At 67.6% G+C, this 19,295-nt stretch carries 17 protein-coding genes and 1 tRNA gene; 7 read left to right on the top strand and 11 right to left on the bottom strand.

The window, feature by feature from the left end; genetic code table 11:
- Positions 1-78 precede the first annotated feature (78 nt).
- Positions 79-1,140 carry a zinc-dependent alcohol dehydrogenase family protein gene (locus GQS65_RS06880; protein ID WP_158203927.1) on the top strand — a complete coding sequence of 354 codons (1,062 nt, stop codon included), beginning with the start codon at positions 79-81 and terminating at the stop codon, positions 1,138-1,140.
- Between the two features lie 6 nt (positions 1,141-1,146).
- Here GQS65_RS06880 and GQS65_RS06875 read toward each other — a convergent pair whose 3' ends face one another.
- The 5 genes from GQS65_RS06875 to GQS65_RS06855 are packed head-to-tail and all read right to left on the bottom strand — an operon-like array spanning position 1,147 to position 5,574.
- Positions 1,147-2,136, bottom strand: coding sequence for an amino acid ABC transporter permease (locus GQS65_RS06875; protein WP_158203926.1), 990 nt, complete (start codon positions 2,134-2,136; stop codon positions 1,147-1,149).
- 22 nt (positions 2,137-2,158) lie between these two features.
- A complete protein-coding gene (locus tag GQS65_RS06870; protein WP_158203925.1) occupies positions 2,159-2,974 on the bottom strand; it encodes an amino acid ABC transporter ATP-binding protein in 816 nt (271 codons plus the stop codon).
- Positions 2,971-3,756: an amino acid ABC transporter permease gene (locus GQS65_RS06865; protein ID WP_158203924.1), complete on the bottom strand. Its 786-nt coding sequence runs from the start codon at positions 3,754-3,756 to the stop codon at positions 2,971-2,973. The genes GQS65_RS06870 and GQS65_RS06865 overlap by 4 nt, the downstream gene beginning before the upstream one ends.
- The gene (locus GQS65_RS06860) at positions 3,757-4,686 is read right to left on the bottom strand and encodes a transporter substrate-binding domain-containing protein (protein ID WP_158203923.1); all 930 of its coding nucleotides are present in this window, start codon (positions 4,684-4,686) and stop codon (positions 3,757-3,759) included.
- Positions 4,687-4,746: 60 nt separating this feature from the next.
- Complete coding sequence (locus GQS65_RS06855) at positions 4,747-5,574, bottom strand: COX15/CtaA family protein (protein WP_158203922.1); 828 nt, start codon at positions 5,572-5,574, stop codon at positions 4,747-4,749.
- A 122-nt stretch (positions 5,575-5,696) separates the two neighbouring features.
- Here GQS65_RS06855 and GQS65_RS06850 point away from each other — a divergent pair, with 122 nt between their 5' ends.
- Complete coding sequence (locus tag GQS65_RS06850; protein WP_158203921.1) at positions 5,697-7,967, top strand: NADP-dependent malic enzyme; 2,271 nt, start codon at positions 5,697-5,699, stop codon at positions 7,965-7,967.
- A 720-nt stretch (positions 7,968-8,687) separates the two neighbouring features.
- On the opposite strand, the gene GQS65_RS06845 is transcribed toward GQS65_RS06850, so the two are convergent.
- From GQS65_RS06845 to GQS65_RS06830, 4 genes are all read right to left on the bottom strand, one after another.
- Positions 8,688-9,050, bottom strand: a complete 363-nt coding sequence (locus GQS65_RS06845; RefSeq protein ID WP_158203920.1) for a DUF7344 domain-containing protein — start codon at positions 9,048-9,050, stop codon at positions 8,688-8,690.
- 99 nt (positions 9,051-9,149) lie between these two features.
- Positions 9,150-9,848 carry a helix-turn-helix domain-containing protein gene (locus GQS65_RS06840; protein ID WP_158203919.1) on the bottom strand — a complete coding sequence of 233 codons (699 nt, stop codon included), beginning with the start codon at positions 9,846-9,848 and terminating at the stop codon, positions 9,150-9,152.
- A 482-nt stretch (positions 9,849-10,330) separates the two neighbouring features.
- Complete coding sequence (locus GQS65_RS06835; RefSeq protein WP_158203918.1) at positions 10,331-10,621, bottom strand: hypothetical protein; 291 nt, start codon at positions 10,619-10,621, stop codon at positions 10,331-10,333.
- Between the two features lie 87 nt (positions 10,622-10,708).
- Positions 10,709-11,851 (bottom strand): CBS domain-containing protein, encoded by a 1,143-nt coding sequence (locus GQS65_RS06830; protein WP_158203917.1) that lies wholly within the window; start codon positions 11,849-11,851, stop codon positions 10,709-10,711.
- A gap of 97 nt (positions 11,852-11,948) precedes the next feature.
- On the opposite strand from GQS65_RS06830, the gene GQS65_RS06825 reads away from it, so the two are divergent.
- Entirely contained in the window at positions 11,949-12,284 is a 336-nt protein-coding gene (locus tag GQS65_RS06825; protein ID WP_158203916.1) for a lycopene cyclase domain-containing protein, read from the top strand.
- A gap of 57 nt (positions 12,285-12,341) precedes the next feature.
- On the opposite strand, the gene GQS65_RS06820 is transcribed toward GQS65_RS06825, so the two are convergent.
- Both GQS65_RS06820 and GQS65_RS06815 read right to left on the bottom strand, forming a co-directional pair.
- Complete coding sequence (locus tag GQS65_RS06820) at positions 12,342-14,228, bottom strand: glycoside hydrolase family 15 protein (protein WP_158203915.1); 1,887 nt, start codon at positions 14,226-14,228, stop codon at positions 12,342-12,344.
- A 739-nt stretch (positions 14,229-14,967) separates the two neighbouring features.
- A tRNA-Val gene (locus tag GQS65_RS06815) sits at positions 14,968-15,042 on the bottom strand.
- A 194-nt stretch (positions 15,043-15,236) separates the two neighbouring features.
- On the opposite strand from GQS65_RS06815, the gene trpD reads away from it, so the two are divergent.
- Genes trpD through trpG form a run of 4 tightly spaced genes read left to right on the top strand, consistent with a single transcriptional unit; the run spans position 15,237 to position 19,273 of the window.
- The gene (trpD, locus tag GQS65_RS06810; protein ID WP_158203914.1) at positions 15,237-16,244 is read left to right on the top strand and encodes an anthranilate phosphoribosyltransferase; all 1,008 of its coding nucleotides are present in this window, start codon (positions 15,237-15,239) and stop codon (positions 16,242-16,244) included.
- Positions 16,245-16,251: 7 nt separating this feature from the next.
- Positions 16,252-16,881, top strand: coding sequence for a phosphoribosylanthranilate isomerase (locus tag GQS65_RS06805; RefSeq protein WP_158203913.1), 630 nt, complete (start codon positions 16,252-16,254; stop codon positions 16,879-16,881).
- Positions 16,878-18,665 (top strand): anthranilate synthase component I, encoded by a 1,788-nt coding sequence (gene trpE, locus GQS65_RS06800; protein WP_394351429.1) that lies wholly within the window; start codon positions 16,878-16,880, stop codon positions 18,663-18,665. The genes GQS65_RS06805 and trpE overlap by 4 nt, the downstream gene beginning before the upstream one ends.
- A complete protein-coding gene (trpG, locus tag GQS65_RS06795) occupies positions 18,662-19,273 on the top strand; it encodes an anthranilate synthase component II (RefSeq protein ID WP_158203912.1) in 612 nt (203 codons plus the stop codon). The genes trpE and trpG overlap by 4 nt, the downstream gene beginning before the upstream one ends.
- Positions 19,274-19,295: the final 22 nt, after the last annotated feature.

The raw sequence follows: 19,295 nt of genomic DNA, 5'->3' as shown, positions 1-19,295 counted from the left end.
GTCTCTCGATGGTAGCGACGCCAGAGCGACCGCGAGGCACGCAGGGACAGTTAACCACCACCCCTACGAACCGCGACCATGCGCGCCGCAGTCGTCCGGGAGTACGGCGAACCGCTCGAAATCGAGGAGCGCGACCGACCGACCGCACCTCCGGACGGGGTCGTCGTCGAGGTGGAAGCCTGCGGCATCTGTCGCTCGGACTGGCACGCGTGGCAGGGTCACGGCGACTGGGTGGACGACCGCGTGCCACGAGGGCAGGTGCTCGGCCACGAACCCGCCGGACACGTCGTCGACGTCGGCGCGGACGTCCAGACCATCGCGGAGGGCGACCGAGTGGCCGTCCCGTTCTGCCTCGGTGACGGCACCTGTTCGTACTGTCACTCGGGCCGAGGCAACGTCTGCCCGAACGGCACGGCACTGGGCTTCGAGGCCGACGCACCGGGCGCGTTCGCGGAGTTCGTCGCCGTCCCCGCCGCGGACTACAACCTCGTTCCGTTACCCGAGAGCGTCTCTCCGACGGCGATGGCCGCCCTCGGCTGTCGCTACGTCACCGCGTTCCACGCGCTCGAACACCGCGCGGCCATCGGTGCGGGCGAGTGGCTGGCGGTCCATGGCTGTGGCGGCGTCGGTCTCTCCGCGGTGCAGGTCGCCCGCGCACTGGGTGCTCGGGTCGTCGCCATCGACGTGCGCGAGGCACCGCTGGCGAAAGCCCGTGAGTTGGGTGCGGACGCGACGGTCGACGCGAGCACGGTGGAGGACACCGCAACGGCCGTCCGCGAGGCGACCGACGGTGGCGCACACGTCGCGATGGACGCCCTCGGCAGCCGAACCACCGCTCGTGACGCCATCGCCGGCCTCCGGAGAGCGGGTCGCTACCTCCAAGTGGGGTTGACCGGCGACGACGACCACGGTGAGATTCCCCTGCCGACCGACGCCATCGCCGGTCGCGAACTGTCGATACTCGGCGCACGAGGGATGCCGCCGACCCGCTACGACGAGGTGCTGTCGCTCGTGGCGGGTGACCGACTGGACCCCGGCGCGCTGGTCACGAGGGAGGTGCCGCTGGACGACGTTCCGGAACGACTCGCGGCGATGACCGACTTCGAGACGGTCGGCGTCGAAGTCGTCACCGAGTTCTGAGTCCCCTCAGCGCCCGTCGCGGACGCCGAGACCCGGAATCGCCACCCGGTTCTCGACCCAGCCCATGAACAGGGTGGCCGAGAGGACGAGCGCCAGATAGAACAGCGCGAGCATCCCGTAGATGTTCAGGTAGGCGAACGTGTCGCTGGCGATGATGCGCCCCGACTCGAACAGTTCGACGACGGTGATGAACGCCGCCAGCGAGGAGTACTTGATGAGGTAGATGAGTTCGTTCGTCCACCCCGGAATCGCGTAGCGAAGACCCTGTGGCAAGACGACGTGGCGGATGCCCTCGGTCCGTGAGAGGCCGATGGCGCGTGCCGCCGTCAACTGGCCGGACTCGACCGATTCGAGTGCGGCACGGATGTACTCGGCTTGATACGCCGCGGAGTTGACCGTGAACCCCACGATAGCGACCCAGACGGCCGCCGAGGGGAGCACGCCGAACGTGAACCCCCGGAAGTACTGTGAGAGGTTCAGCCCGAAGTAGAGGACGAACAGTTGGGCGAGCAGCGGCGTCCCCCGGAGCAGTTCGATGTAGCCCAGCGACAGTCCGCGGGTGACGGGGCCGCCGTAGACGCGAGCGACGCTCAGCGGGACGGCGATGACCAGACCGAACAGGATACCCGTGACGGTGAGGACGACGGTGAGCCACGCGCCCTCCGCGAGTTCGGGCAGGTACTCGACGCCGAACGCGACGAACCCCGCGAGGTCGGAGAAGAGAAACCAGACCCCGGCGACGAAGTCGAGGACGGGAGCGAGCGCCCCACCGGTCTGTTGCATGACGAGGCCGTCGTTGCGAAAGCCGGTGGCCAGTCCCTCGAAGAACGTCGCCGGGAAGAACGGCTCCTTGCTGCCGAGCCAGATGGCGACCCAGCGGACGACCAGCCAGCACCAGAACAGCGCACCGACGGCGAGGCCGAGGGACCGACCGGCGGGTAGCTGGCGGCCCGCGTTCGAGAGCGCCTGCCGAGCCGTCGACCGCTCCCCGCTCATCGGCGCATCACGTCCATCGCGCTCAGGCCTCCTCGGAGATGGTCGTCAACCGGGCGAGGAACTCCCTCGTCCGGTCGCGCTCGGGACTGTCGAACAGCTGTTCCGGTGGCCCTCGTTCGACGATCTTCCCCTCGTCGAGGAACATCAGCGACGACGCGGCCCGGCGAGCGAACCCCATCTCGTGGGTGACGACGAGCATCGTCATCCCGCCGTCGGCGAGGTCACGCATCACCTCCAGCACCTCCCCGACGAGTTCGGGGTCGAGCGCGCTCGTCGGCTCGTCGAACAGGAGCAGTTCGGGGTCCATCGCCAGCGCGCGAGCGATGCCGACGCGCTGTTTCTGCCCCCCCGAGAGCTCCGCCGGGTAGGAGGCGGCCTGCGGGGCCAGTCCGACCCGTTCGAGCTGGCTCATCGCCTTGTCCTCGGCGTCGCCCTTGCTCATGTCGAGGACCTTCCGCAGGCCGAGGGTGACGTTCTCCAGCGCCGTGAGGTGGGCGAACAGGTTGATGTCCTGGAACACCATCCCGACGCGCCGTCGGAGTTCGTTCTCGTTCATCGCCATCACCGACTCGCCGTCGAGGGAGATGGTCCCGCCCTGGAACTCGGTGAGACGGTTGACACAGCGGAGCATCGTCGACTTCCCGGACCCGGAGGGGCCGATGATGACCTCCACGTCGCGTCTGTCGAGGTCGAAGTCGATGCCACGGAGCACCGTCTCGTCGCCGTAGGACTTCTGGAGGTTCTCGACGCGGAGCAGCGGGTCGCCCGCCGAACGGCCGTCCTCTGCCGTACTCGACGGCTCGCTCACGTCTCCCCGGCCGTCGGTTCGTTCGCTCATCCCTCACCTCCGGGGATGGCGTAGTACTCTCCGAGGTAATCCAGCGTGCGGTTGGTGACGAACGTCATGATGAAATACAGGATGCTGATGAACAGGATGACCTCGAGGACGGCCGTCGTCGACTCGACGAACAGGTCGTAGCTGCGTTTGAGCAGTTCGGCCAGCCCGATGGCGAACGCGACGGAGGTGTCCTTGAGGACGATCGTGAACTCGTTCTGGAAGCCCGGAATCGACCGGCGGAGCGCCTGTGGCATGATGACGTGGCGGATGGCCTGGAGCTTGCTCATGCCCACCGAGCGGGCGGCCTCCATCTGCCCGCCGCTGACGCTCTGGAGTGCCCCGCGGAATATCTGCGCCTGGTACGCCGCCGACCGGAGGCCGAGACCGACCGTCGCGGCGGCGAAGGCGCTCAAGCCGATGTCGAACGACCCGATACCGGGGAGCCACATGCCGAACTCGCCGCTCGGGAACGGGATGGGGGCGACGAAGAACATGAACACGAGGATGACCACGATGGGAATCGCCCGGAGGACGACGCCGACGGTCGAGACGAGTCGCTTGAGCGGCCCGCTGCCGTATACCTCGATGGCCCCCATCGGGAAGCCCGCGAGGAAGCCGAGCAGGATGCTCGTCGCCGTCAGGACGATGGTGACGCCGAGGCCCCCCGCCAGGTAGTCCCAGTTCCGGACGACGAACTGCCAGTCCGGCGGGAGCCACTCCAGCGGGAGCGCCTGGGCGGCGATGGGGTCGAAGACGAGCGGAGACGCCGACGAGAGGACCATCTACGACTCGGTGCTCGTGGACTCGGTCCCCGCAGACTCGTTGCCCCCCGACTCGGTCGTCGTCGACTCGCTGCTGAACCACTCGTTGCGGAGCTCTTCGTAGGTGCCGTCCTCTTCGACGGTCGCCAGTCCCTCGTTGAGCGCGCTCTGGATGTCGCCCGCGTCCTGCCGGATGCCGAACCCGTACTCCTCGCCGGTCTCGTAGGTGAACGCCACCTCGACGTCGCGCTCGCTGGCGAACGTCTCGGCGACCGGTTTGTCGATGACGATGGCGTCGATGTTGCCGTTCTCCAGGTCCTGCACCGCGAGCGTGTAGTTGCCGTAGCCGTTGTAGTTCGACTCCGAGAGGTCGCCCGTCTCGATGAGTTCGCTCCGGATGACGCCTTCGCCGGTCGTCCCGGTCTGGGCACCGATGGGACGGCCCGCGAGGTCACCGAGTTCCGTGGGCTGGAAGTCACCGTCCGCACGGACGAGGATGGACTGGTCGGCCTCGTAGTAGGCGTCGGTGAACGCGATGGTCTGTCTGCGCTCCTCGGTGATGGTCATCGCCGCGGCGATGACGTCGATGTCGCCGCCGGTGAGTGCGGGGATGAGCGAGTCGAACTCGAACTCCGACCAGCGGTCGAACGTGTAGCCCGGTGCGGCCTCGACGACCGCTTCGAGCAGTTCGACGTCGAAGCCGGTCAGTTCGCCGTCCTGTTTGATCTCGAACGGCGGGAACCCCGGCGCGGTGCCGGCGACGATGGCCTGCTCCTCGCCGTCCCCACTGCCCGAGTCGTTGCCCATCGAGTCGTTGCCGTCACCGTCGCCACCGCCGGCGGTGTCGTTCTCGGCGTCGGGTTCACCGAGACAGCCAGCGAGTGCGGCGACCGACCCCGATCCGACGGCGGTGAGGTACGCACGGCGGTCTATCGACGATTTGTCGCTCATACCTTCCCTTGCGTCGGATTTCGGTTTTAAGCTTGCGGCGAGAACGGGCAGGTTTTGCGTTCAGTCGTCCGACGGGACGCCGCGACTCCGCCCGCGTCCGGCGTCGGCGTTCCTGACCAGCCACCAGCCGAGGAGAGCGAGTCCCAGTGCGAGCGCCGTCGCGGTCAGCGAGAGGTACTGGCCCGTCACGCCGTACACCTGTCGCCCGACGACGAGCAGGCCGAACAGGAGCGCCGAACAGCCGAGGGCCGGCAGGCGGAGGCGAGCGGTCGTGCCCGCCCGTCCGGCCCAGACGACCAGCGCCAGCGCCCCGGCGAACGCGGCCTGTCCGACGGCGTAGTACGCTACCTGCATCGGCGGGGTGTAGGCGACGAACGTCCGCGGGTTGAGAGCGACCATCGCGCCGATGGTGACGGGCAACGCGAGCGTCGTCAGTCGGAGGCGGCGGGTCGTCACACCGCTCTCACGTACCCACAGCGCCGCGAGGACGACGCCCGCGAAGATGGTCGTCGCCGTCACGAAGTGGGCGGTGAGGACGGCCCACTCGTACTGCGTGACGGTGAGCGCACCCAGAACGATCTGGGCCGGCAGGAACAGCGTCGCCAGCGCCAGTGCGCCCTTCGTCTTCCGACCGGCCGCGCCGCGGAACGCTTCGACCGTCGTTCCGAGGATGACGAACCCGGTCACCATGGCGACGAGGCGGTGGAACCACTCGATGAAACTCGGCCAGTTCGCCGGGAACAGGCCGAACACCGCGCCGTCACACAGCGGCCACCGCGCGTTGCACGTCAGGCCCGCACCCGCCGCGGCCGTGTAGACGCCGAGGAGGACCAGCACGAACGTCAGACCGGCCGAGAGGGCGGTGAGGGTCCGAAACCGTGACTCCATACTTCGATCTGCGGACCGGACGCACTTACCCCCACCGTTCGCGGGATGGGGCACGGTGACGATTCACACATCTCGGCCGTCCCTCGGATAGCTTTTTGCTCCCGCCTGTCGCGGATGCGGGTATGGGCATCGACGAGGACTCTCTGGAGTACCACCGGCAGGACCCGCCGGGGAAGCTAGAGATCAACACGACCAAACCGACCAACACACAGCGTGACCTCTCGCTGGCGTACTCGCCGGGAGTAGCCGCGCCGTGTCTCGAAATCGCCGACGACCCCGACGAGGCGTACAGCTACACCGCGAAGGGCAACCTCGTGGGCGTCGTCTCGAACGGCTCTGCGGTGCTGGGCCTCGGGAACATCGGCGCGCAGGCGTCGAAACCCGTCATGGAGGGGAAGGGCGTGCTGTTCAAGCGCTTCGCCGACATCGACGTGTTCGACATCGAGTTGGACCAGCAGGACCCCGCGGACATCGTCACGTCGGTGAAGGCGATGGAGCCGACGTTCGGCGGCGTCAACCTCGAAGACATCAAAGCGCCCGAGTGCTTCGAAATCGAGGAGCGCCTGCGCGAGGAGATGTCGATTCCCGTCTTCCACGACGACCAGCACGGCACCGCCATCATCTCCGGGGCCGCCCTGTTGAACGCCGCCGACGTCGTCGGCAAGGACCTCGCGGACCTCGACATCGTCTTCTCGGGGGCGGGGGCGTCGGCCATCGCCACCGCCCGGTTCTACGTCTCGCTCGGCGCGAAGACCGAGAACATCACGATGTGTGACTCCTCGGGCATCATCACCCAGGAGCGCGCCGACGACGGCGACGTCAACGAGTTCAAACAGGAGTTCGCCCGCGACACGCAGGAAGGGACGCTCTCGGACGCGATGGCCGACGCGGACGTGTTCGTCGGTCTCTCCGTCGGCGGTCTCGTCTCTCAGGAGATGGTCCGGTCGATGGCCGAGGACCCGATCATCTTCGCCATGGCGAACCCGGACCCCGAGATCAGCTACGAGGACGCCAAGGCGGCCCGCGACGACACCGTCATCATGGCGACGGGGCGCTCTGACTACCCGAATCAGGTCAACAACGTGCTCGGGTTCCCATTCATCTTCCGCGGCGCACTCGACGTGCGTGCGACCGAAATCAACGAGGCGATGAAGGTGGCGGCCGCCGAAGCGCTCGCTGACCTCGCCCGGCAGGACGTCCCCGACGCCGTCGTCAAGGCGTACGGCGACCAGCCACTCCAGTTCGGTCCCGAGTACATCATCCCGAAACCGCTCGACCCGCGCGTGCTGTTCCAGGTGGCACCCGCCGTCGCCCGCGCCGCCGAGGAGTCCGGTGCGGCCCGCAAGGAACTCGACATGGACCGCTACGTCGAGCGCCTCGAAGCGCGTCTCGGGAAGTCCCGCGAGATGATGCGCGTCGTCCTCAACAAGGCCAAATCCGACCCCAAGCGCGTCGTCCTCGCGGAGGGGGAAGACGAGAAGATGATTCGCGCCGCCGCGCAGGTCATCGAACAGGGCATCGCCCACCCCATCCTGCTCGGTGACCGCGACGTCATCGAGGCGACCGCCGACGCCCTCGGGCTGGAGTTCGACGACAGCCTCGACATCGTCGACCCCGAGGAGGCCGACCTGGAGTGCTACGCCGACCGGCTCCACGAACTCCGCAAGCGCAAGGGGGTCACGCGGCGTGAGGCCTCGGAACTCATCGAGGACGGCAACTACCTCGCCAGCGTCATGGTCGAGATGGGTGACGCCGACGCGATGCTCACCGGCCTGATGCACCACTACCCGTCGGCGCTCCGCCCGCCGTTGCAGGTCATCGGCACCGCGCCGGACGCCGACTACGCCGCCGGGGTCTACCTGCTGACGTTCAAGAACAACGTCGTGTTCTGTGCGGACGCGACGGTCAATCAGGACCCCGACGAGGCGGTGCTCGCCGAAGTGACGAAACAGACCGCGAAACTCGCCGGTCGGTTCAACGTCGAGCCACGGGCGGCGCTGCTGTCGTACTCGGACTTCGGCAGCGTCGACAACGAGGGTACCCGCAAGCCACGCAACGCGGCGCGCCAACTCCGTTCGGACCCCGAAGTGGACTTCCCGGTCGACGGGGAGATGCAGGCCGACACCGCCGTCGTCGAGGAGATGCTCAACGGGACGTACTCCTTCAGCGACCTCGACGAACCGGCGAACGTGCTGGTCTTCCCGAACCTCGAAGCGGGCAACATCGGTTACAAACTCCTCCAGCGTCTCGGCGGTGCGGAGGCCATCGGCCCGATGCTCGTCGGCATGGACCGGCCCGTCCACGTCCTCCAGCGTGGCGACGAGGTCAAGGACATCGTCAACCTCGCCGGCGTCGCCGTCGTCGACGCTCAGGAGCGCGAGAAGGGGAACTGACGAGGGCGTCGACAGTCGGTCTCGAAACCCCGGACACGAGTTCTCGTGGACGGCCATCGCGCCGGAACCACTCCCGTCGCGGGGTGCCGGCGTCGTCAGACGGAGTGCGTAGGTCTACCGAGAGAGGACGCAACCAGACAACCACTGACGACGTGCTCCGAGACTGTTCGTATTGTCTGACACCCTCGATGTTCGGTTGCTTACCTGACACTATAACACGTCGTTCGGTGTCGAAGGGAGCGACTATCTGTCGGACGGGTGTTGTCGTATTTACTCGCTCACGAAGGTGGATGAGTTGTAGAGTGCGTTCTCGCAACGCTCCGAGCGAGGAACCGCGTCGGTGCTGTTCAGCAGCAGGTGGGGAACCGTGCCTCTGACATGTCTCGGTGGGGACCCCGACGCGACCCCCCATTCTCAACCCACTCGAATCAACCCGTGAGCGACTGATGTTGCCAGACAAAAAGCGCGTTCCGGTGGGGAGGAACGCATACGCCCCGACCATCGACCGTCGGGACGGCTAGCAGGTGGGTGAGTACCGCCCAGTAGTGGCGGTTCCTGACGACGGTCGTGTCTCGGGTGCCTCCGACGTACTTCCGAAGGAGTGAGCCGTCGTCACGTTCGACGACGAAGTGGCTACTGGTCTAACTTTCCCACGCCAGCCCTGACAGTCAGGTATCGGGAGTAGCCGTGACTGGGCTCTACGAGCGGTTCCGACTTGCGTCAGTCGTCGTCACCAGCCGGTTCGTCGTACAGGAACCCGACGACGATGATGGCGTTCTCCATCGCAGCAGTGATGCGAGCGTTGTTCGTGAGAATCGCCTCACGCTCGGACTGGTACTCGATGAACCCCAGTTCGTCCAGTTTCGGCAGGTGAGTCCTGTGCAACGCCGTTCGGACGGCTTCGACCTCTACCTCGGCGGGAACTGCTGTGGGGGTCTGTTCCCAGCGGGCGATTCGCTCGGCGAGGTCGTCGAGTTCGATGGGGTTCTCGTACTGCTTGAAGTACTGGAGCGCGAGCCGTCGTCGGTTGTGACTCAGCCCCTCGAAGATATCGTCGACCGACACGTGTTCGTCGGACTCCATAGGAGAGAGTCACCACCCTAGCCGTACATAGCTTACCTTCGGTAGCAAGCAATCAGTGGGGTTCCAAACTTCAACTGCGAAGTGAACCCTGGCTGACGGTCAGCGATTGTCGGTGTCGACGTTCCACGACACTGGATCGGCGCGCTGGCCACGGTGGCCGAACTCGGGCATGAGCGTCTCGGCGATGAGCGAGGAGATGCCCCGGCGGATGCGCTGGGAGAACGCGCTGTCGCTCACTCCGAACCCGGCCGCGAGGTCGCTCATCTTGCTCGCGCGGGGAACCTCGAAGTATCCTGCCCTGAACGCGGTCACGAGCGCCTCGTACTGTTCGTTGGAGAGCGCGCCACTCTCCTCGGGGAGCATCGGGTTGTAGAGTCGCCGGAGCGTGAGCGAGATCTCCGCGTCGGTGCACAGCCTGCGAAAGTGTGCCATGTCCGCCCGTGTGTCGAACTGGATCCGGAAGTCCCAGATATCGGCGGTCCCTTCGGCGGCCAGCAAGCGCGCGTCGGAGCGCAAGAGCGCCTGCACGAGCCCGTTCACCTCTGGCCCCCACTCGACTTCGAACAGCACTCTGGAGTTGGTCTGAGTGAGCCGAGTGACGGAGTTCGTCAGCGGGTCGTCTCTGAGCGTCTCCTCGATAGCCGCCGAGTCGCCGTCGGAGACCCAGAACAACGGGATGATGCCGTCTTGCAGCGGGACCAAGCGTTCCAGTTCGATTTCGACGGACGGGTAGGCCTCGAGAATCCGACCGAGGGGAAACTGGTCCGCCGAGACGCTGATGTCGGCGATAACTATCATACTACGATACTCGGTCACGGACCGGCTAAAGTGAACTGGTAGGCGAACTGATATCGCCGGAAGCGGTCGGTACGGTTCGTAGTCGACGATACTCCTGAACGTGTGTATGCTACCTCATTGCAAATAAGTCGCTTCGGGACCGAAGGAATCAGTTATGCAGGCTCCGTGAGTCGGACGGATTGCTTACGGATGGGCTGAGGAGTGGGGACTGTCTCAGTCTCGCGTAAGCGGAGTGCGAGAGCCTGCGATGTGCCATCGTCGTGCCTCTGACAGCCTCCGCGGCTCTCTACTTCTCACTACCCTCTGGGCGGCTACAGTGTTTGATCGGCAACCACACGACGATGGCCGGGTCCAGTGACACACACGCGGCACGCGGCACACGTAACAGCTGAACCGGAGTGACCCCGCGTGAGAGACGTTGTGTGCCGGTCGTGGCTGTCGTGAGACACGGCGTCTGTGTTGGTCGACGCTGCGAGTGCCGGTCAGAAGACGACGCCCAGCGCGAGGAACCCGCCCAGCGTGAGCGCCCCGACGGCGAGCGTCCCGACGAACAGCAGGACGTCGTCCCGCGCCGTCGCGTGCTGCCGGAACCGACGACGTCCCACGGGCGAGAGCGCGAGCGCACCGCCGAGGAGGCCCACGCCACCGACCGCGGGGAGGAAGGCGGTAGGGACGCCCATGAGCGCGTGGACGGCGGCGATGCCGAGCAGGCCGAGGGCGAGCGTCAGTTCGAGCGCGCTGACCGTGTAGCGGGCGGCGGAGACGACAGCCATAGCCGTCGATAGACCTGCCGCCGTTAACTTCGTTCCGATTGTTCGGGTCAGCGATAAAATGCGTCGCGCGTGTGGTCGCGGTTCGACTTACAGTTCGTTCAGTTTGCGGAGCAGTTGACCCTTGTACTCCTCGTCGGAGCGCATCCCCTTCATCTGGACGACGTTGCGTTCGAGTTTGTCGAGGGCGACACGGAACGCCGACTCCGCGCCGTAGCCCTCGCCGGACCCGGCGACCTGGCCGTGGGTGGTGCGCAGGCGAATCTGACACTGGATGAGCGGGGTGCCACGGAGCTTCTCGCGGTGCTGGTGGAAGCGGACGTGAGCGTGCTGGACGCTCATCTCCTGGTACTTCTCTGCGACCTGCTCGATGGACTGGCGGATGTCGTCACGGGTGATGGTGTCCAGCACTTCGACGTTCGTGATCTGGACGTCCATATGCTCCTCCTCGGTGTAGGTGAGCGCACGGAGTACGTCGGTCTTGGTGAGGATGCCCGCGACCAGCGAGTCGTCGTACTCCGGCGTGACGACGAGGCCGGCGTAGTCGTACTCGAACATCATCTCGACGGCGTCCTTGACGGAGTCTTCGAGGTCGATGGTGCTGACGGGACTCGACATCTCGTCGTACACCGGCAGGTCGAGGATGCGCTCGATGTCGCCCGCACGGTCGCCCTGGGTAGCCTTGTCCATGTTGCGGACGGCCACGTCGACGATGTCGTGGGTCGTCACCATCCCGGTGAGCTGGCCGTCCTCGTTGACGACCGGCAGTCGCGAGACGCTGTTCTCGCGCAGGAGGTTGATGACACGGCCGAGGTGGGTGTCCTCGGTGATGCTCACGACGTTGTCCGTGTATATCTGGTCGACCGTCAGCACGTCGAGGTTGTCGAGGACGGCGCGGAGGATGGCGTCGGCGTCGATGATACCCCAGAGGTCGCCCGCCTCGAAGACGGGCGCGACCTTGGTGTCGCCCTCGACGAGCATCCGGGCGACGTCACGGACGTCGGCGTTTCGCTCTATCTTGGGCGCGGACTTCACCATCGCGCCGGCTTTCGTGTCGTCCTCGATGTGCGACTGGAGCAACTGCTGCTGGGTGATGACCCCGCTGTAGTCGCCGTCGTCGGTGACGATGACGCCCTTCGGGTTCTCCCGCTCGAAGATGGAGCGGACCTTCGAGAGGCGCTGGTCGGCGTCGACCTCGACGAACTCCTGAGTCGCGATATCTGCGATGTCCATTGTGCTCTCCCGATATGTTCACCACCCGCGGTTATGAAGCTAGGCCGACGACGTGGCAAGCACGCAGGACTTTCCCGTCGGAAGGCCAACACGACACATGGACATCACGGTCTTCGGCCCGTACACCTACCTCGTCACGGAGGTGGCGTGGGCCGTCGTCGCGGTGGCGTTCGTCACCTACGCCGACGCGTGGCGTGCGGCCGCCCGGACGACGCTCGTGCTCTACCCGTTCGCGTACGTCTGGGACTGGTACACCCTCGAGGTCGGCGTCTTCGAGATACCGCTCAGAACGGGCGTCGAACTGCTCGGCATCCCCATCGAAGAACATCTCTTCATGCTGTTGATTCCGACGATGGTCGTCGGCGTCCACGAGACCTTGCGAAAACGCGACCGCACGCGGGAGTCGTCGAGCGTCGAGAACGCGCCGCAGTGACGGCGGCGGCCCGCGACGGTCACCCGTCGGTCAGTCGGTCACCCGTCGGCCCGTCGGTCAGTCGTGGTGTGTCGGAACCGTCTCGTCGACACCGACGCGGTCCTCGCCCGCCCGCGTGAGGCCGAGGACGCTGTTGACGAGACCGGCGTGTGCGAACGCCAGCGGGTAGTTCCCGAGCTGTTCACCGTTCATCGGGTCGATCTCCTCGGCGAACAGGCCCAGCGAGGAGCCACGGTCGAGGATGTCCGAGAGCACCGTCGCAGCCGCGTCTCGCCGCCCCGCCGCCGCCATGGCGTCGACGAGCCAGAACGTACAGAGGACGAACGCGTGGTCCCGGCCCGGCAGTCCGTCCGGCCCCTCGTAGCGCTGGACGAGGCCGTCGTCGACGAGCAGGCGGTCGACGATGGCGTCGATGGTCCCCTGGACGCGGGGGTCGTCGGCCGGGAGGAACCCGACCAGCGGGATTCGTAGACAGGCGGCGTCGAGCGCCTCGTCGGCCTCGAACGAGCGAACGAAGGCGTTCTGCTCCTCGCGGAACCCCCGCTCACAGACCGTCTCGTGTATCTCCTCGCGGGTCCGCACCCAGTGCTCGGGGACGGACTCGCCGCGCCCGGTGGCGAGTTCGATGCCCCGGTCGACGGCCGCCCAGCACATCACCTTCGAGTTGACGAACTGTTCGGGCTGGCTGCGGACCTCCCAGATGCCGTAGTCCGGCTCCTGCCAGACCTCACAGACGTGTTCGACGATACGGTGAAGCCCCGCCCACTCCTCGTCGGAGAGCGTCACGCCCGCCCCGACGAGTTCGCTCGCGCTCAGCAGCAGCTCCCCGTAGATGTCGAGCTGTTTCTGGTCGTAGGCGGCGTTGCCGATACGGACCGGTGCGGAGTCACGGTAGCCCGAGAGGTGGTCGAGCGTGATCTCGGTCGTCCGGACCGTGTCGTCGTCCGGATAGAGGTCGTACAGCGGGTGGAACAGGACCTCCTCGCTGGCCGGGCCGTACTCGTTGAGGTGGTCGAGCCACCAGTCGAGGTTCGCGCGGGCGGCCTCCGTCGCACCCAACCGCGAGAGCGCCCGCGAGACGATGGAGGAGTCGCGCATCCAGTGGAACCGGTAGTCCCAGTTGCGGACGCCGCCGATATCCTCGGGGAGCGACGTGGTCGGGGCGGCCGCGATGGCTCCCGTTCGCGCGTTCGAGAGCAGGCGCATCGTCACCGCCGAGCGAGCCAGCAGGTCGCGGTGTTCGCCGCCGACACCGGGTAACGACCCGACCCACCCGCGCCAGTGGTCGAGGGTCGCTTCGAGACTCCGCTGGCAGTCCCCGTACGTCGGCCGCGGTCCGTCGCCCTCCGTGAGGACGAACCACCGCGACTCGCCCTCGGTCAGCGTGACACTGCCCGTCGCGTCGCGTCGGGTCAAGTCGAGGTCCGCGTCGGTCCACAGCGAGAGGGTCCGCTCGCCGCCGGTGACCCGGTAGCCGACGATGCCGCCGTCGTCGGTGCGGCCGTCGCCCGCGTGTGACTCGGCGATGCTCTCGATGGTCGTCTCGCCGCGCGCGTAGTCGAACCGCGGTCGGAACGACACGTCGAGCGTCTCCTCGTCCTCGACGCAGGTGACGCGCCGGACGAGCGACCGTTCGGTCACCGTCTCGGGGTGGGTGATGCCGTGTGGCGGCATGAAGTCGGTGAGCGTCAGCGTCCCGTCGCCGCCGTGGAACGTCGTCCGGAGGACGGACGTGTCGTCGAGATACTCGTGGGTGGACTCGAAGTCGCCGATGGGACGCAGACAGAACCACCCGCCGATGTCGACGTCGAGGACGCGGGCGAAGACGCTCGGGGAACAGAGGCGGGGAAACGGCAACCAGTCGACGCTGCCGTCGGGGCCGACGAGCGCACCCGTCTCGCGGTTCCCGACGAGGCCGTAGGCCGCTATCGAACGGTACTCCATTGTCCCCGTTACGCGACGACGCGACAAAGGAGTGTTCGTCCGTGCAGACCTGGCCGCCGTGACTGTAACGGTCGTACACGACGGTCGTCGCTCGTCTGACTCGTCGTGACGGCTGTACTCCGCGTCCCGTGACTGGCCGGTCCAGCGTAGTGTCCCCGACAGCAAGACCGCAGGTGCCAGTCCGTTGGCGGGCCGGCTGCCACGGGGTCGGCAGAGACTGGGAAACCGCTGTCTCGACCCCGTGACGACGAGGTGCGTCGTCGTCGTTGAGCACGCGTGAGCCGCCCCTTCGCGTTCTCGGGTCGGCTGACGTTCGACGGCGCGCCTCACACGCCAGGTTTCCCCATATCCACTTATAGATTCGGTTCAGTGCAACAGTTGTTCTGGTATCTTCGCACTTCAGTCACAAAACTCACTGTATGCGGCTGATTTCTTTAGATTCGGTGGGTAGTGCTGCCCGGCGTCCTCCGAAAAGGGTCGACAGGCGTGTTCGATGCCGGGCACAGGACTCGACGTCGTGAGGAATCGGAGACGAGTCGGGGCAGACCCGAACTCCGGTCGCTCGCTCCCTGCTTCGAATCCCCGTGACCATCTCGCGTCGCTCGGAGTCGTGGTGACGCGAAGGATGGATCGAGGACGATTCGAACTTCGGTCACTTCGCTCCCGAGTTCGAACCGACCGTTTCGCCGTTCGGTGGCGCTGGCTCCTCGCTCCGCTCGTCGCGTTGCGCCACCAGAGATGGGTTGGGGCAGATTTGAACTGCCGACCTCCTCCATGTCAAGGAGGTGTCATAACCAGCCTAGACCACCAACCCTCGCACTCGTTCGTATCCGGCGATGGTACTTGAACCTTTCCGAACGGCACGGCGGTGCGCCCCCCGTGCCGTGGGACGGTTTCCCGCTCGAAGCGTCGAGAAATCGACCCACCGCGTCCCCGAGCCGACGACAACAAGGTTAAGTCTGTGTACACACTTGTACATCACAGACCAACAACGCTCATCACCAATCTATGATGGACCACATCGAGCGCGTCACGGACGGCGCGGACCTGACACAGGCGGAGGCACGCGAGGTATCGACGGCCGTGTTCGACGGCGCGACGGACGCACAGATCGGTGCGCTGCTGGCGGCGCTCCGGGCGAAAGGCGAGACGGAAGCGGAGATCGCCGGGTTCGCCGAGGGGATGCGCGACGCCGCGCGGACAATCGATCCCGACCGGACACCCCTGGTCGACACCTGCGGGACCGGCGGCGACGACTACGACACGATCAACGTCTCGACGACCAGCGCCGTCGTCGCCGCCGGGGCGGACATCGCCGTCGCCAAGCACGGCAACTACTCGGTCTCCTCGAACTCCGGCAGTGCGGACGTGCTCGACGAGGTGGGCGTCGACATCGCCGCCGAACCGCCGGCCGTCGAACAGGCTATCGAGGAGCAGGGTATCGGCTTCCTGCTCGCCCCCGTGTTCCACCCCGCGATGAAGGCCGTCATCGGCCCGCGCCGCGAACTCGGGATGCGGACGTTGTTCAACGTCCTCGGGCCGCTGACGAACCCCGCCGGCGCGGACGCGCAGGTCGTCGGCGTCTACGACGCGGACCTCGTCCCCGTCCTCGCCCGTGCGCTGGCGAACCTCCCGGTCGACCGTGCGCTCGTCGTCCACGGCGACGGGATGGACGAGATCTGTCTCCACGGCGAGACCGTCGCCGCCGAGGTCCGCGGCGAGTCCGTCGAGGAGTTCACCGTCACGCCCACCGACCTCGGGCTCGACCACGCCCCCGTCTCCGCCGTCGCCGGGGGGACGCCCGAGGAGAACGCCGCGGACCTCCGGGGAATCGTCGCCGGCGAGGTGACCGGCGCGAAACGGGACATCATCCTCGCCAACGCCGGAGCGGCCATCTACGTCGCGGGCGAGGCCGCCTCGCTCGCCGACGGTGTCGACCGCGCCCGCGAGTCCATCGACTCGGGGGCCGCCAGCGAGAAACTCGACGCCCTCCGTGGCGTCACGGTCTCCGTGTGACCCTGCGATGACGCGAACGAAACTCTGTGGCATCACCTCGGCCAGCGACCGCGACGCGGCGGTCGCCGCCGGGGCCGACGCCCTCGGGTTCGTCGTAGACGTGCCGGTCGAGACGCCCCGTGAACTCACCGCCACGGACGCCGCCACCCTGGTCGCGGACGTGCCGCCGTTCGTGACGACGGTGCTCGTGACGATGCCCGAGACACCCGACGACGCCGCCACACTCGTCGAGGAGGTCAACACCGACGTCGTCCAGGTCCACGGTCTCGACCCCGCTGCCGTCTCGGACCTCGCCGCTTCGACCGACGCACGGGTCGTCGCCGCGACGGACCTCGCGGGCGACCACGCGGCCTACGCGGCCGCGGCCGACGCCGTCCTCGTCGACTCGACGGACGCCGACGGGGCGGGCGGCACCGGCGAGACTCACGACTGGACGCGGACCCGCGAACTGGTCGAGACGCTCGACGTGCCCGTCGTCCTCGCCGGCGGACTGACCCCCGAAAACGTCGCCGAGGCGGTCGGCACGGTCGGCCCGTTCGCCGTCGACGTCGCCAGCGGCATCGAGGCGACCCCCGGCGAGAAGGACCACGACGCGATGGCCGCGTTCGTCAGTGCCACACGAGGTGGCGAACCGTGACGGGGTCGCCCGGCGAGACGGGCGTCACGCTCGACTGCTCGCGCGAGCGCTTCCGTGACCTGGTCACCGACGGACCGGCCGTCGTCCACGCGACGGCGACACTCGACACCGACGTCGAACCGCTCACCGCCTACGCGACGCTGCGTGCGGCCAGCGACCGCGAGTACGGGTTCTTGCTCGAGAGCGCCGAGAAGGTCGCCTCCTCGGATCCGGACGGCGCGTTCGCCCCCGCCGCCGACCTCGCGGACACCGCCGACGAGAGCGCCGAACGACACGCGCGATACTCCTACCTCTGCGTCGACCCGGCAGCCGTGGCGACCGTGGGTCACGCGAGTGAACGCGCGGGGGGGCAGCGGGCGACCGGAGAGAGCGACCGTGGTCCCGACGAGCAGGGCGAGTCGGAACCAGGGAGCGACAGCGACCGTGGACCGTCGAGCGACGTCGCGGTGTTCGACGACCGCTACGCCGACCTCGGACTCGCCGAGGGCGACACGCTCGACGCCCTCCGCGGGGCGCTCCCGGACGTGCCGACGCGCGGGTTCCCGGACGGCGACCGCCAGCGGTTGACCGGCGGTCTCGTCGGCTTCCTCGCCTACGAGGCCGTCTACGACCTCCACCTCGCCGAGGTGGGTGTCGAGCGGCCCGACACGGGGACGCCCGACGCGCAGTTCGTCCTCGCCGACCGGGTGCTCGCGTTCGACCACGCCACCGATACGCTCGAACTCGTGTTCACGCCGCTCGTCCGGGCCGACGAGGACGCGGACGCGCTGTACGACGAACTCCTCGCCGAGGCCGAACGCGTCCGGGACGTGCTCGCCGACGCCGACGCCCCCGAACTGGGTGGGTTCGTCCGCGAGGCCGAACGTGCGGGGCCGCGCGAGGAGTACGAGGACGCCGTCCGGGCGGCCAAGGAACACGTCCTCGACGGCGACGTCTACCAGGCGGTCGTCTCCCGCGAGCGCGAACTGACGGGGGAGTTGGACCCGCTGGGTCTCTACGCCTCGCTGCGCGAGGTCAACCCCTCGCCGTACATGTTCGCACTCGACTTCGGCGACCGGCGACTGGTCGGTGCGAGTCCCGAGACGCTCGTCTCGGTCGGCGGCGACCGGGTGGTCGCCAACCCCATCGCGGGCACCTGCCCTCGGGGCGCGTCGCCGGTCGAGGACCGCCGGCTCGCGGGCGAGTTGCTCGCCGACGAGAAGGAACGCGCCGAGCACACGATGCTCGTCGACCTCGCGCGAAACGACGTGCGCGTGGTGTCCGAACAGGGGAGCGTCCGCGTCGAGGAGTTCATGAACGTCCTCAAGTACAGCCACGTCCAGCACATCGAGTCGACGGTGACGGGGCGACTCGCTCCCGACGCGGACGCGTTCGACGCGACCCGCGCCTCGTTCCCCGCGGGGACGCTCTCGGGTGCACCCAAGGTCCGGGCGATGGAGGTCATCGACGACCTGGAGATGTCGCCGCGAGGACTCTACGGCGGCGGCGTCGGCTACTACTCGTGGACCGGCGACGCCGACGTCGCCATCGTCATCCGGTCGGCGACGGTCGAGGAGACCGACGCGGGCGACGAACGCGTCACCGTCCGTGCGGGTGCGGGCGTCGTCGCCGACTCGGACCCGACCAGCGAGTACGACGAGACCGAATCGAAGATGCGCGGCGTCCTCGCCGCTCTGGAGGCCATCGAGGAGGTGCCGTCGTCACCCACCGACGAACGCCGTCGCGGGAGTGACGAGGCCGCCGCGGGCGACACGGCCGCCGACGCCCCGGAGGCGTCACGATGAGCGCCCCGACCGTCGAACCGACCACCGCCGACCGCCCGCGCGTGCTGTTCGTCGACAACTTCGACTCGTTCACGTACAACCTCGTGGAGTACGTCGGTGACTACGCCGACACCCACGTCGTCCGTAACACCGCCTCGCTCGCCGACGTGCGCGAGTACGCCCCCGACGCGGTGGTCGTCTCGCCGGGACCGGGCCACCCCGAGAACGACCGCGACGTGGGCGTCACGATGGACGTCCTCCGTGAGGTGAGTCCCGACGTGCCGACGCTAGGGGTCTGTCTCGGCCTGGAGGCGGCCGTCTACGCCTACGGCGGGTCGGTGGGCCGTGCGCCCGACCCGGTCCACGGCAAGGCCCACGCCGTCGACCACGACTGCGAGGGGGTGTTCGAGGGCCTCCCCTCGCCGCTCCGGGCGGGGCGGTACCACTCGCTGGTGGCGACGGAGGTTCCGGACTGCTTCGAGGTGAGCGCACGCACCGACGACGGCCTCGTGATGGGCGTCCGGCACCGCGAGTTCCCCATCGAGTGCGTGCAGTTCCACCCCGAGAGCGTGCTCACCGAACGCGGTCACGACGTGGTGGCGAACTTCCTGCGGCTAGCGACGGCCTGAGTCGCCGATGTCGGGGCGGGAG

Source organism: Halomarina oriensis, from assembly GCF_009791395.1.
GTDB classification, from domain to species: domain Archaea; phylum Halobacteriota; class Halobacteria; order Halobacteriales; family Haloarculaceae; genus Halomarina; species Halomarina oriensis.
This window is presented reverse-complemented; position numbering and strand designations above follow the sequence as displayed.